Source organism: Kitasatospora phosalacinea (assembly GCF_000716545.1).
Classification (GTDB): Bacteria; Actinomycetota; Actinomycetes; order Streptomycetales; family Streptomycetaceae; genus Kitasatospora; species Kitasatospora phosalacinea.
In genome coordinates, this window is record NZ_JNWZ01000012.1 from 105,427 (window position 1) to 119,419 (window position 13,993).

The window sequence follows — 13,993 nt, forward strand, 5'->3', positions numbered from 1 at the left end:
TCAGGCCGCTTCCGAGGGTCGGGGGGACGGGACGGGGGCCCCGGCGATGGTGATCCGCCGGGTGGTCTTGAGGCTGCCGGGGCCGGGCGGCAGCGCCCGGTGCATGACCGCGGCGTTGTCCCACAGCAGCAGGTCGCCGGGGCGCCACCGGTGCCGGTAGACGTTGCCGGGGGCGGTGGCGGCGGCGTACAGCCGTTGCAGGAGGGCGTCGTCGGGCTCGCCGACGACGGCGGTCATCCACTGCTGGTTGAGGTAGAGCGCGGGCCGGCCGGTGCGCGGGTGGGTGCGCACCACGGGGTGGGTGAGGTCGCGCAGTTCGGCGAGCTTGGCGGCCTGCTCCTCGGGCGGGACGCCCGCGTCGCGCATCTCGCGCACCGCGATCTCCCGGCACGGGTAGCGGCCCAGGGCTCCTCCGGCGCGTTCGCGGTCGGCCGGGTCGAGCAGGTCGAGGGCGCGGCGCATGTCGGCGAAGAGGGTCTCGCCGCCGTCGGCGGGGGCGCGTTCGCAGAGCAGGAAGGTCAGCGCGGTGGGCACCTCGGTGAGCGGCCCGTCGGCGTGCCAGTACTCGCCGCCGGCGGCCACGCCCTCGCCGGCCACGTTGGACTGCAGGCGGATCTCCGGCCAGCCCGGGTCCCGGTGGGCGGCGGGGAAGACCGCCTCGCGGGTGCCGAAGGCCCCGGCGAAGTCCCGGTAGCGGGCGTTGTCGAGGTGCAGGCCGCGCAGGACGAGGACGCCGTGGTCGTCCAGGGCGCGCCGGACCAGGTCGGCGGTGGCGGGGTCGCGGTCGGCGTCGGGCGTCAGCTCCAGGGCTGCGGCGAGGCCGAACCCGGTCAGCTCGGTCGTCGCGGGCGGGGCGGTCATGCGCGGGTCCTCTCCAGTGCGTCCTGGAAGACCCAGGTGTCGTAGTCGATGTGCACCAGGCCGTCGACGGCGCACTCGGCGTGCAGGTCGAGCAGGGCGGTCCGGAGCCGGTCGTGGGCGGGGTCGCCGGGCGCGGGCGCGTAGGAGTTGGACAGCACCCGGCCGAGCAGGCCGGCCGCGTCGAGGGCCTGCCGGTTGGGCAGCACCCGGCCCGGGACGGGGCGGCCGAAGAACGCGGCGGCGAGCTCGGTGACGGACGGGGTGCCGTCGGCGGCCGCGCCGTAGCCGGGCAGTTCGGCGCGCAGCAGCGCGTCGATGCCGCTCTGCAGGGGCGAGCGGCCCGGCACCTGCTCGTTCCAGGCCAGCAGCACCCGTCCCCCCGGCCGCAGGATCCGGCCGAACTCGGCGCGGGCGGCGGGCAGGTCGAACCAGTGCAGGGCCTGGCCGACGGTGATCAGGTCGGCGCAGGCGTCGGGCAGGCCGGTGGCCTCGGCGGTGCCGGCGGTGCAGCGGAAGCCGGGCCGGCCGGCGAACCTGGCCCGGGCGGCGGCCCGCATCGCGGCGTCGGGCTCGACGGCCAGCACCCGGTTGCCGTTGCGCAGCGCGACCTCGGCCAGCAGTCCGGTGCCGGCGGCGATGTCGGCGATCACGGCGTCGGCCGGCGGCCGGCCGCCGGGCAGCGCGTCCAGGACGGCGTCGGGGTAGCCGGGGCGGCCGCGCAGGTAGCGGTCGACGCGGTCGGAGTAGTGGGTGTGCGGGCTGCTCATCGGGGGTCTCCGGGGGTGTCTGCGTCGCCGCGTCCGTCGCTGCATTCGTCGAGGAGCGCCGCCATCAGGCGACGGTGGTCGTCGGCCCAGCCGCGCACGGTGTCGGGGGTGAACCGGTCGCGGTGGTACCAGTAGTTGGCGGTGAGCACGCCGTCGGACACGTCGGCGACCAGGTGCAGGCCCGGGATGCGGCGCAGCGAGCCGAAGTCGGCGGCGGCCAGGTCCGGGTGGACGACCTCGCCGAGGATCTCCGGCACCTCGACCCGGATGCCGCCGCTGTCGCGTTCGGTGCGGCGGTAGTTGAGGAAGTTGACGGTGGTGTCGGTGAAGTAGGTGTCCTCCGGGAAGCCGGCGAACGCGGGAGCGGTGCCGATCAGGTCGGTCGGCGGGTAGTCGGCGCGGGTGGTCATCGCCTCGACCAGCCGCCGGCACTGCTCGACCAGTTGCCGCCCGGTGCGGCCGGCGGTGCGCACCGGCAGCGGGAACGGTGTGGTGAACGGACCGATGGTGGAGGCGAACGCGGCCTGCGAGCGGGCGCTGCGGATGACCGCGACGACGGGTTCGACGGTGTCGGCGACCTGCCCGACCAGCCGCGCGTAGGACGCCAGGACCAGCGCGAACGGGGAGGTGTCGAGGGCGTCGGCGACGGCCGTCACCCGGTCGAACGGCGCGAGCGGTGCGGAGTGGCGGCGGGCCGGCAGGGCGGTGGTGGTGCCGAAGCCGGGGTGGCCGGGCAGTACGGTGGTGCGCTCCACGCCGGCGAAGAGCCCGCCGAACCAGGCCCGGTCGTTCTCCACCGGGCCCGCCAGGTAGCGGGCCTGCTGCTCGGCGTACTCCCGGTACGGGGCGGCCGGCGCGGGCAGGTCGCCGCCGCTGTAGGCGGTCTTGAGCTCGGTGAGGAAGTACGACAGCGCGGAGCCGTCGAACTCCAGGTGCTGGGCGCCGACCAGGACCAGGAAGCGGTCGTCGGTGAGGGCGATCGCCCGCACCGTCCAGGACGGTGCGAGGTACGGGTCGGGCATCCGGTCGCGGCAGCGGTCCACCTCGGCGGCGACCGCGGCCGCCCGTTCCCCGGCCGCCAGCGCCCGGAGGTCGCCGAACAGCTCGTCGTCGCCGGGCAGCACCCGGGCGGGCGGCAGCAGTTCGACGCGGCCCCCGGGGTACCGGTAGCGGAGCAGCTCGTGGCGGCCGACGACGGTCTCCAGGGCGCGGCGGAACGCCGCCCGGTCCAGCGGCGCGTGGAAGATCACCGGGACGGCGCGCTGCCCGTAGCGGACGTCGCGGACCAGCCGGAGCCAGCGGCGCTGCTGGACGGTGGGCGCGGGCGCGGGGGCGTCCGCGACGGGCTGCGCGGGCGCGGCGGGCTGCGCGGCGTCGGCGGCGTCGGCGGCCGGGGCGTCGGGTGCGACCGTGCGGGCCCAGTCCTCGTCGAGGACGGTGTCCAGGTGGGCGGTGAGCTGCTCCACGGTGGGGTGGACGAACAGCAGCTTCGCCTCCAGCGTGCAGCGCAGCCGCCGCTGCAGCTCGTTGCGCACCTGGACGGCGCTCAGCGAGTCCACGCCGAGGCCGGCGAACGGGCTCGCGGTGTCGAGGGCGTCGGCCGCGACGCCGGTCACCAGGCCGAGGACCTCGGTGACCTCGGCGGTGAGCAGGTCGCGGCGGCGCGCCGGGTCGGCGGCGGCCAGCTCGGCCGGGTCGAGGCTGCGGCGGGCGGGGCGGGCCGGTTCGGCGGGCAGCAGTTCGGCGAACCGCGGGTCGTCGGCCAGGTTGTGCCGGGGCAGGAACACCGGCCAGTCGTTGGGCAGGGCGCAGACCTGGGTGCTGCCGTCGCCGAGGGCGTGCTCCAGCAGCTCGGCCCCGTCCTCGGCGGAGAACCGCCCCATGCCGCGGCGCAGCACCTGGGCGAGCAGCTCGGGGCGGTTGGCGAGTTCGCCGACGCCGGTCCAGGCGCCCCAGTTGACCGTCAGCGAGGGCAGGCCGGCGGCCCGGCGGTGCCAGGCGAGGGCGTCCAGGAAGGCGTTGGCCGCGGCGTAGTTGGCCTGGCCGAAGTTGCCGAGCACCGAGGTGGCGGAGGAGTAGGTGGCGAACCAGTCCAGGGCCAGGCCGCGGTCCTGCACGGCGCGGTGCAGCAGCCAGGCGCCGCGCACCTTCGGCGCGAGCACCGCTTCGAAGCGGTCCCAGTCCTGGTCGGCGAGGAGCGCGTCGTCCAGGGCGCCCGCGCAGTGCAGCACGCCGGCGAGCGCGGGGGCGCAGGCGTCGAGCAGGGCGTCGACCTGGGCCGGGTCGGTGACGTCGGCGGCGTGCACGGTGACGTGGACGCCGCGCCCGCGCAGCTCGTCGAGGACGGCCAGGGTCTCGGGTGACGGCGGCCGGCGGCCGGCCAGGACCAGGTGGCGGGCGCCGCGCTCGGCGAGGCGGCGGGCGGCCCACAGGCCGAGTCCGGTGAGGCCGCCGACGATCAGGTAGCCGGCGTCCGGGCGGGGCGCGGGCGCCGGGGCGGTGCCGGAGCGGGGGGCCGGGACCAGGCGGGGCGCGTACCAGCCGCCGTCGCGCAGGGCCAGCTGCCGTTCCGGGCCGGCGGCGGCGAGCACGGCGGCCAGCCGGGCGGCCTCGTCGGGGGCCGGTTCGGCCGCCAGGTCGACCAGGGTGCAGGCGAGTTCGGGGTGTTCGACGGCCACCACCCGGCCCAGGCCCCACGGCGGGGCCTGCGCGGGGGTGACCGGGTCGCCGGGGCGGACGGCCTGGGCGGCCCGGGTGACCAGGCACAGCGGCGCGCCGTGCCGGGCCGCGGCCCGGGCCAGGTCGAGGGCGTCGCGCAGGCCGGGACGGACGGCGTCCAGCGGGTCGTCGCCCTCGGTGGCGGCGGTGTGCAGCAGGCCGTGGCCCGGGAGCGCGGCGAGCAGCGCGGGCGCTTCGGCGGCGGTGGCCGCCCGGCACGGCAGGCCGGCGGCGGCCAGGCGGGCGGCCAGGTCGTCGGGCGCCACCACGATCCAGCCGGCCGCCGCGCGGGGCGGGCCCGCGGGCGTGACGGGGCGCCACACCTGCTCGTGCCGCAGCTGCGACCAGTGGCGCAGCGCGGTGCGCCGGCGGGCGGGGGCCGTACCGGGCGCGGCGGGCCGCTGCGGGGCGTCGATCCAGTGGCGTTCGCGCTGGAACGGGTAGCCGGGCAGGTGGCGGGGGCGGCCGGGCCGGTGGCCGGCGGCGGTCAGGTCGACGTCCACGCCGGCCTCCCAGAGGCCGCCGAGGGCGGCCGCGGCGGTGGCGGCGGCGTCCCGGTGCCGGTCGAGGGTCGGGAGCCAGCGGGCCGGGAGGTCCGGCAGCAGGTCCTGGCCGATCGTCAGCAGGGTCGGCGAGGCGCCGAGTTCGACGAACGCGGCGGCCCCGGGGCGGGCCGCGGCCCGCAGGGCTTCGGCGAACCGGACGGTGGCCCGCATCTGGTCGCCCCAGTACGCGGGGGTGCCGATCCGGGTGTCGTCGGGGCCGCCGGTGAGGCCGGAGAAGAACGGCAGGGTCGGCGGGTGCAGGTCGACGCCGGCGGCGGCCGCGGTCATCGGGGCGGACAGCGGCGCCATCATCCGGGAGTGGCCGGCCCGGAGCGTGCGCAGCGCCCTGACGGGCAGTCCGAGCGCGGCGGCGTCGGCGCAGAACCTCGCCACCTCGGCGCGGGGGCCGGAGACCACGGTGTTCGTCGGCGAGTTGAGGACGGCGACGTCGAGGTCGGCGCCGGTGCGGGCGAGTGCCTCGCGGACGGTCGGTTCGTCGGCGTGCACCGCGGCCATGCCGCCGTCCTCGGGCCGGTCGAGCATCAGCCGGGCGCGGGTGACCACCAGGCGGAAGCCGTCCTGCGGGTCGAGGACGCCGGCGGTGGCGGCGGCGGCGTACTCGCCGAGGCTGTGGCCGAGCACGGCGTCGAACCGGACGCCGGCCGCGGCCCAGAACGCGGCCAGCGCGACCTGCACGGAGTAGACCAGCACGTGGGCCTCCAGCACCCCGGTGACGGGGGCGCCGGGGGCCGTGCCGGGCCCGTAGAGCACCTCGCCGAGACCGCGGCCGAGCAGCGGGACGGCCTGCCCGTCGAAGGCGTCGAGGGCGTCCCGGAACGCCGCGGAGTGGAGGTAGAGGCCGCGGCCCATTCCGAGGTGTTCCGGTCCGTGGCCGGTGAACAGCGCCACCACCCGGCGGCTGCCGGGCGCGGCCGCCGGGGCGGGGCCGGCGGCCAGGGCGTCGAGTCGGGCGATCGCCTCCGCCCGGTCGGTGGCGACCAGGGCGCGGCGCACGTCGAGGGCCGTCCGTCCGGTGCGCAGGGTGTGCGCGAGGTCGGCCGGGTCGGCGTCCGGGTCGGCGGCGAGGGCGTCGCGGTGCCGGGCGGCCAGCGCGGCCAGCGCGGCGGGGGTGCGGGCGCTGAGCGGCAGCACCAGCGGTGCGGCGTCGGTCCCGTCGGCCGCGCCGCCGGCCGCCTCGCCGGGCGGCGTGGCGCGCGGGGGCTGCGGGGCGGGGGGCTCCTCCAGGACCAGGTGCGCGTTGGAGCCGCCCAGGCCGAAGGCGCTGACGCCGGCCCGACGCGGCGTCCCGGGCGCCGCGGGGAACGGGACGGGCTCGGTGTTGACGTAGAACGGGCCCTTCTCCAGGTCCAGTTCGGGATTCGGCCGGGTGAAGTGCAGGGTCGGCGGGATGACCCGGTGCCGCAGCGCGAGGACGGTCTTGATCAGCCCGGCCATACCGGCGGCCCACCCGAGGTGGCCGAGGTTGGTCTTGACGGAGCCGAGGGCGCACCGGCCGGGGTCGCCGGTGCCGAACACCCGCCGCAACGCCGCCACCTCGATCGGGTCGCCGACGGGTGTGGCGGTGCCGTGCGCCTCGACGAAGCGGATGTCGGCGGCCGCCACCCCGGCGGCGTGCAGGGCGTCGGCCACGGCGCGGGCCTGCCCGTCGACGCCCGGAGCGGTCATGCCGACCTTCGCCGCGCCGTCGTTGTTGATCGCGCTGCCCAGCAGGACGGCGTGGATGTCGTCGCCGTCGGCGAGCGCGTCCTCCAGTCGCTTGAGGGCGACCATGCCGACGCCGCTGCCGAAGACGGTGCCCGCGGCGTCCGCGTCGAAGGCGCGGCAGTGCCCGTCCGGCGAGAACGGCATGCCGGGCTGGCGCAGGTGGCCGGAGAGCTGCGGCACCGGGACGCACGCGGCGCCGGCGAGGGCGAGGTCGGCCTCGCCGTCCAGCAGGGCGCGGCGGGCGGCGTGCACGGCGAACAGCGAGGTCGCGCAGGCGGCGTTGAGGGTGACGGCGGGGCCGCGCAGGTCGAGGGTGTAGGCGGTGCGGCCGGTCAGGAAGTCCTTGTCGTTGGCGACCAGCAGGGCCACGTCGGCGGCGGAGTCGAGGAAGTTCCGGTCGGGGCGCCAGTCCTGGGACGGGTGCACGTTGTTGATCAGGTAGGTGCTGGGGCCTCCCCCGCCGAAGACGCCGACCCGGCCGGGGAAGCGGCGCGGGTCGACCGCCGCGTCCTCCAGGGCCTGCCAGGCGCACTCCAGGAACAGGCGCTGCTGCGGGTCGAGTTGGGCCGCTTCGCGGGGGGAGAGGCCGAACAGGCCGGCGTCGAACTGCTCGATGTCCGGCAGGACGGAGGCGGCGGGCACGAAGTCCGGGTCGTCGTCCGGGTCCGGGGCGAACCGGGTCACCGACTCGACGCCGTCCAGCAGGTTGCGCCACAGCTGCGCCGGGTCGGCGGCGCCGGGGAAGCGGCAGGCCATGCCGACCACGGCGATCCGGCCGGTGGCCGCCGGGGCGGTGCGCGGGGCGCGCGGCGCCGGGGCGGCGTCCGCCGGGCCGCAGGCGCCGGCCGCGGCGTCGAGGGCGGCGGCCAGGGCGCGCACCGTCGGGTTCTCGAAGAGCTGCACGACCCGGATCCGGACGCCCGCTTCGGCGTGCAGCCGGGCCACCACCGCACCGGCCCGCAGCGAGGTGCCGCCCAGCTCGAAGAACCCGTCGTCGACGCCGACCGGCGCGACCTCCAGCACCTCCTCCCAGACCGCCGCGAGGGTGCGCTCGGTGGCGGTGAGCGGCGCGGCCAGCGGCACGGCCAGGGCCGGCCGCGACGCGGGGACGGGCGGCAGCGCCTTGCGGTCCACCTTGCCGCTGCTGGTGGTGGGCAGGCGCGGCATCCGCATCCACAGCGCCGGCACCACGGCCGCCGGCAGGGCGGCCGCCAGGTGGTCGCGCCAGGCCCGGCCGTCGTCCCGCACGGGGGCGGACCCGCCGCCGGAGCGCGGCTGCACGTAGGCGGCGAGGACGGTGCCGGTCGCGCTCGCCTGCGGGAGGACGGCGCAGGCCGCCACGTCGGGGTGCCGGGCCAGCACGGCCTCGATCTCGGCGGGCTCGACCAGCACGCCCTGGATCTTGAGCTGGTCGTCGCTGCGCCCGGTGAACCGGTAGCTGCCGTCCGGGAGCCGCACGGCGAGGTCGCCGGTCCGGTAGCGGCGGCCCTCGGGGGTGTCGCGGAAGCGGTCCGCGGTCAGCTCCGGCTGGCCGAGGTAGCCGCGGGCCAGGCACACCCCGGAGATCCACAGTTCGCCGGGCTCGCCGTCCGGCACCGGCCGCATCCGGTCGTCCAGCAGGTGGATGCCGGCGCCCGCGATGGGCCGGCCGATCGGGACCAGCACCGGCCAGTCGTCCGGATCGCCGGACAGGTCGTGCACGGTCACCACGTGGGCCTCGGTGGGGCCGTAGATGTTCTGCAGCACGCAGTCGGGCATGGTGCGCCACCATGCCGTCACCCCGGGCGTGATGACGAGCTGTTCGCCGCCGGTCATCACCTCGCGCAGCGACGGGGCGGCGGCGCCGGTGCGCACGGCGGTGTCGGCGATCGCGTGGAGGGCGACCAGCGGCAGGAACAGGCTCGTCACGCGCTCCCGCGCGATCAGGTCGAGCAGGGTCCCGGGATCGCGCCGCTGCTCCTCGTCGGGGACGACGACGGTGCCGCCGGCCGCGAGGGTGGCGAAGATGTCGAGGAAGGACACGTCGAAGGTGAGCGGCGTGTACTGCAGGGTGCGCATCGGCGCACCGCCGTGGTGGGCGGCGCTGGAGGCGAGTTGGTGGTCGATCAGGTTCGACAGCGCCCGGTGCGGCATCGCGACGCCCTTGGGGCGGCCGGTCGAACCGGAGGTGAACAGCGTGTACGCGAGGTCCTCCGGGCCGGGCTGCGCATCGACGAACCCGGCGTCGGCGGGCCCGGCGTCGGCGACGAGCCGGTCGAGGTCGAGGGTGCGCAGGCCCTCGCGGGCCAGGGCCGCCCCGGTGCCGCCGGCGACCACGGCCAGGCCGACCCGGCCGGTCTCCAGGAGGTGGGCCGCGCGCTCGGGCGCGCCGCCGGGGTCGACCGGCAGGTAGGCCGCCCCGGCCCGCAGGATCCCGAGGAGCGCCGCGACCATCCGGGCGGATCGCGGCAGGCACACCGCGACCAGGTCGTCCGGTCCCCGGCCGTGGGCGCGCACCGCGGCCGCCACCGCGGCGGCGGCGCGGTCCAGGTCGCGGTAGGTCATCCGCTCGTCGCGGAAGACCACGGCCTCCCGGTCCGGCGTCAGCCGGGCCTGGGCGGCCACCCGGGCGGTGACCGGGGCGTAGACGGGGGACGGCACGGGGACTCCTCGGGGTCGTGGGGCGGGGCGGCCGGCCGGTCAGCGGGTGACCGTGCCCTCCTGGAGGCGGGCGACCATGCGGTGGGTCACCTGGAGCGGGGTCTCCGCCCGGTCGCCGGTGCGGGCGCCGGAGCGCAGGTCGGCGGCGGCCGCCCGCGCGTCCCACTCCGCGTCGCCGCGGAACGGGACGGTCTCGTCGGCGTTCCACCGCGGCCAGCTGCGGTAGGAGTTGACGCCGGGGACGGGGTTGCCGCGGACCAGCAGCGGGTCCATGTAGAGGCCCTCGTTGGAGATCGAGGTGGACGCGGCCATGTAGCCGATGTCCAGCCCGCAGCGGCGGTCGGCGGAGGTGTTCGGCTCCGAGTAGTGCAGCAGGTTGGGGTGGTGGATGGAGACGTCGCCGGGCTCCAGCTCGATCTCCACCACGCCGGCCTTCGCCGCCCACTCGGCGACCAGGTCGTCCTTCGCCTCGGAGAACAGCATGTTCGGCACGTCGGTGCGGGAGACCGGCGGGTGGATCGGCAGGACGTGGCTGCCGGGGATCATCCGCAGGCACCCGTTGCCGCGGTTGGAGTGGTCGACCGCCAGCCACACGGTCAGCGCCTCCATCGGCGTCAGCTTCCAGTAGGCGCCGTCCTGGTGCCAGAGCACCGGCCGGCCGTCGTAGGGGGGCTTGCACACGTAGTGGGCGGTGAAGCAGGCCACGTCCGGGCCGAGGAAGCGCTCGGCGATGTCGACCAGGCGGCTGTCGGAGACCATCCGCACCCAGAACGCGTCGTTGCGCATCAGCGGGTGGTGGTACTCCTCGGGCCGCAGGTCCGGGTACTTGCGGCCGAGCCAGGCGACGTGGGCGTGGCACTCCTCGATCAGGGCCGGGTCGACGACCCCGCGCAGGATCGCGAAGCCGTTGGTCTCGTACTCCTTCAGGAGGGTGTCGGAGGCGCTGAACGTGTCGGTCACGGGGACTCCTGTCCATCGGGGCGGGCCGTCGCCGCGGCGACGGCGGCACGGGCCAGCGCGGTGGCACGCCGGTCCGGGAACTCGTAGACGTGCTTCATGCGGTTGGGCAGGTAGGCGAAGGCCAACTGCTGCTCCGGGTCGGCGAACGCCAGTGCGCCGGTGGAGCCGATGTGGCCGAACGCCCGGCTTCCGCCGGTCCACAGCCGTCCGCCGGGGAGCATGTAGCCCAGCCCGAAGGAGGTCTCGAACCGGAAGACCTGGTCGGTCCCGGCCGCGTACGGGGTGCGGGCCCGGTCGGTCCACTCCGGCTCCAGCAGCCGGACCCCGTCCGGGGCGCCCGCCAGCGAGGCGAACAGCCGGGCGACCGCGGCGGCCGTCGCGTAGCCGGCCGCCGGCCGCTCCACGGTGTGGTAGCGGACGTCGTTCATGTCCTCGAAGGTCATCGCGCTGCTCCCGAAGGTCGCGCGGTGGAACAGCGAGGACGGGTCCTTGACCGCGGCGCAGTACTCGGCGATGGACGGGTCGAAGCGGTCCTCGCCGTCCTCGGGGGGCACCACCCCGGCCACCCGCGGCACCTGGTCCGGCGTCAGGCCCAGGTGCAGGTCGAGGCCGAGCGGCCGGGCGAGCACGTCCCGGACCAGCGGGCCCTCGCTGCTGCCGGTGGCCCGCCGCAGCAGCTCGGTCAGCAGGAACCCGAGCGTGATCGCGTGGTAGCCGTGCCGGGTGCCGGGCTCCCAGACCGGGCGCAGCCCGGCCAGCATCTCCAGCACCGGGGTGCGCGCGACCTGGTCGGCGAAGGTCACCGGGCGCGGGAAGAACGGGATGCCCGCGCGGTGCGAGAGGGCGGTGGCCACGGTGATGCCGCCCTTGCCCCCGGCGGCGAACTCCGGCCAGTGGTCGGCCACCGGACGGTCGATGTCGATCAGGCCGTCCTGGGCGCACCGCAGGACCACGGTGGCCAGCACCGTCTTGGTCACCGACGTCAGCGCGACGAGGGTGTCGGCCCGCCACGGCGCGCCGGTCACCGGGTCGGCCACTCCCCCGTACAGGTCGACCACCGGGAGGCCGCGGTGGTACACGCACAGCGCCGCGCCGGTCTCGGCGCCCGACCGGAACAGGCCCTCGAAGACCTCGCGCACCGGCTCGAACGCCGGGTGCACGGTGCCGGTCGGCGGTGCGGTGGCGGTGTCGGTCATCGCTCCTCCTCGGCGGTGCAGCGCACCGGCAGTCGTTCCAGCCCGCGCATGATCAGGCCGGGCCGCACGGTCAACTCCTCGGCCGGGACGGCCAGTCGGAGCGAGGGCAGGCGGCGCAGCAGGGTCTCGAAGGCGATCCGGCCCTCCATCCGGGCCAGCGGCGCGCCGACGCAGTAGTGGGCGCCGTGGCCGAACGCCAGGTGGCCGGTGGCGTCCCGGCGCAGGTCCAGGGCGTGCGGGTCGGGCCAGCGGGCCGGGTCGTGGCCGGCCGCGCCGAGCACCACGTACACCGTGTCGCCGCGGGCGATCCGCACCCCGCCGATCTCCACGTCCTCCTTGGCGAAGCGCGGCGTGGCGATCTCCAGGGAGCCGGCGTACCGGAGGAACTCCTCGACGGCGCCCGGGATCAGCTCCGGCTCGGCGCGCAGCGTGCGGGCGTGCGCGGGCCGGGCGAGCAGTTCCGCCATGCCGTTGCCGACCAGGTTGACGGTGGTCTCGTGACCGGCCACCAGCAGCAGGAAGCCCATCGAGACCACGTCCTCCTCGGTCAGCTCGCCCGCGGTGAACGACCGGGCCAGACCGGAGTAGAGGGTGCCGTCGGGCTCCGCGACCTTGCGGCGGAGCAGGTCCGCCAGGTAGCCGCGCATCGCGTCGCCCGCGGCCAGCACCGCCTGCGGGGCGGCCTGCTCGGAGGCCACCAGCACCGCCGACCAGGCCTTGAACTCGGTGCGGTCCTCGAACGGCACGCCCAGCAGCGCGCAGATCACCATCAGCGCCATCGGGAACGCGAAGTCGTCGAGCAGGTCCCCGCCGCCGCGTTCGAGGAGCCCGTCCACCAGGTCGTCGGCGACGGCCTGCACCAGCGGCCGCATCGCGCGGACCCGGCCGGAGGTGAACTCGCGCTGCACGGTGGCCCGCAGCCGGGTGTGCTCGGGCGCGTCCAGGGTGAGCAGGTGCCGGAAGAGCGGGCGCGAGCTGTCGCCGTCCCGCTGCGGCTGCCGGCGGTGCCACTCCGGGCCGCCGTACGCCGAGTCCTTCGACATCCGCGGGTCCGCGAGCAGGGCGCGGGCCTGCTCGTAACCGGTGACGAACCAGCCGGGCGCCCCGTCCGGGACGTCGAGCCGGCGCAGGCCGCCGCCCGCCCGGATCTCGTCGTACAGGGCGTGCGGGAAGCGCTTGAACTCCCGGTCGTGCACCGGGATGCTGTCGGCGGCCTGCGCCGGCCGGGGGCCGGGCGGCGGCTGGGTGCGCGGCGCCCGGGTACGGGGTTCGGTCATCGGGTCGGCTCCGTTCGGGCGTCCGTCGGCGGCACCAGCCGGACGCCGGCGCGCGGGATGTGGAAGGCGGGCAGGCCGTCGGCGAGGCACAGCAGATCCGCCTCGATCACGGGTCCGGCCCCGCCGGTGACCTCGCGGACGTGGACCCGGTACTCCAGCAGCCGGGTCGCCGGGGTCACCTGGCCGCGGCAGCGCAGGTCGTACGGCAGGCCCGGTACGGGTTCGAACCGCCAGCCGTCCCGGTCGACGGTGTGGCCGAGCGCGGCCAGGTGGAAGGCGAGCGCCTGCAGCCCGGCCTCGAACATCAGCGTTCCGGGCATGCACGGGTCGTTGCGGAAGTGGCCGGGGAAGAACCAGTCGTCCGGCCGCACCTCGGTGCGGGCGCTCAGGAAGCCCCTCCCCCACGGGCCGCCCACCGGGTCGAACGCCGTCACCTCGTGCAGCAGCGCCAGGTGTCCCGACGGCGGGCGCGGGGTGGCCCGGTGGCCGGCGGTGGCCTCCCAGCCCGGCCCGAAGCAGTCCAGCGGACGGCCCTCGGCGAACGCCCGCAGCTCCGCCCGGCCGAACCGGGTCCGCGTCCCGGCCACCACCGGCGGCTCGGCCCGGCCCGGCGGCGGCTCCTCGGCGAGCGTCCGGACGACGCCGCCGGACGACGCCAGTTCGGCGTCCGTGAAGTGGCCGGCCTGCCCGTCGGTCAGGGTCAGGCAGAGCCGCTCGCCGTTGTAACAGGCATACTGGAAGAAGAACAGCCGCACCCCGTCGTGGGCCGCGTACCGGTCGATGGAGATCTCGTACCGCAGCCGGTCGCCCGGCCGGGGCAGCGGGCCGTGGAACTCCAGCCGGCAGCCGAGCAGCCGGTACACCCGGTCGTCCGGGTTGTCGAGGTCCACCCCGAGCCAGCTGATCAGCAGCAGGTCGGCCTGCCCCGCCTCGACGAACGGGCCCGCCGCCATCCGGCCGGCCGCGTCCAGGTACCAGGCGTCCGGCGCCACGTCCGTCTCGGTCCGGATCGTTCCCCGGCCCATGCCGCCCGGCTCGCCCGTGAGCGCCGTGACCCGGTCGGCCAGCAGCAGCGGCGGCATCGGCATCCGGGTCTGCCGCGGCCGGGAGTCGAGCGCCGCGAACCGCGGCCCGAACACCTCCGAGACCCGCCCGGACGCCAACCGCTCCAGCTCCGCCCGGCCCCACAGCACCGCGCCGTCCGCCGCGGCGACGGCCCCGGAGCCGGCGGGCGTGCCGGGAGTCGCGGGGACGGCGGGCGCGGCCGGGGCGGGGACGGTCGGCGGGGCGGGCGGGAACGGGGC

At 77.0% G+C, this 13,993-nt stretch carries 6 protein-coding genes and 1 pseudogene; all 7 read right to left on the reverse strand.

What is annotated here, in order from left to right:
* Positions 1 to 861, reverse strand: coding sequence for a TauD/TfdA dioxygenase family protein (locus OO48_RS34950; protein ID WP_051731892.1), 861 nt, complete (start codon positions 859 to 861; stop codon positions 1 to 3).
* Positions 858 to 1,628 carry a class I SAM-dependent methyltransferase gene (locus OO48_RS08255; RefSeq protein WP_033213720.1) on the reverse strand — a complete coding sequence of 257 codons (771 nt, stop codon included), beginning with the start codon at positions 1,626 to 1,628 and terminating at the stop codon, positions 858 to 860. The genes OO48_RS34950 and OO48_RS08255 overlap by 4 nt, the downstream gene beginning before the upstream one ends.
* The gene (locus OO48_RS34955; protein ID WP_051731893.1) at positions 1,625 to 9,256 is read right to left on the reverse strand and encodes a hybrid non-ribosomal peptide synthetase/type I polyketide synthase; all 7,632 of its coding nucleotides are present in this window, start codon (positions 9,254 to 9,256) and stop codon (positions 1,625 to 1,627) included. The genes OO48_RS08255 and OO48_RS34955 overlap by 4 nt, the downstream gene beginning before the upstream one ends.
* Positions 9,257 to 9,295: 39 nt before the next feature.
* A complete protein-coding gene (locus tag OO48_RS08265; RefSeq protein ID WP_051731894.1) occupies positions 9,296 to 10,216 on the reverse strand; it encodes a phytanoyl-CoA dioxygenase family protein in 921 nt (306 codons plus the stop codon).
* Positions 10,213 to 11,412 carry a serine hydrolase domain-containing protein gene (locus OO48_RS08270; RefSeq protein WP_033213721.1) on the reverse strand — a complete coding sequence of 400 codons (1,200 nt, stop codon included), beginning with the start codon at positions 11,410 to 11,412 and terminating at the stop codon, positions 10,213 to 10,215. Before OO48_RS08270 ends, OO48_RS08265 begins: the two co-directional genes overlap by 4 nt.
* Positions 11,409 to 12,689: a cytochrome P450 family protein gene (locus OO48_RS08275; protein ID WP_051731895.1), complete on the reverse strand. Its 1,281-nt coding sequence runs from the start codon at positions 12,687 to 12,689 to the stop codon at positions 11,409 to 11,411. Before OO48_RS08275 ends, OO48_RS08270 begins: the two co-directional genes overlap by 4 nt.
* A pseudogene (locus OO48_RS08280) lies at positions 12,686 to 13,993 on the reverse strand (type I polyketide synthase); the annotation flags it as partial. The pseudogene OO48_RS08280 and the gene OO48_RS08275, both read right to left, overlap by 4 nt.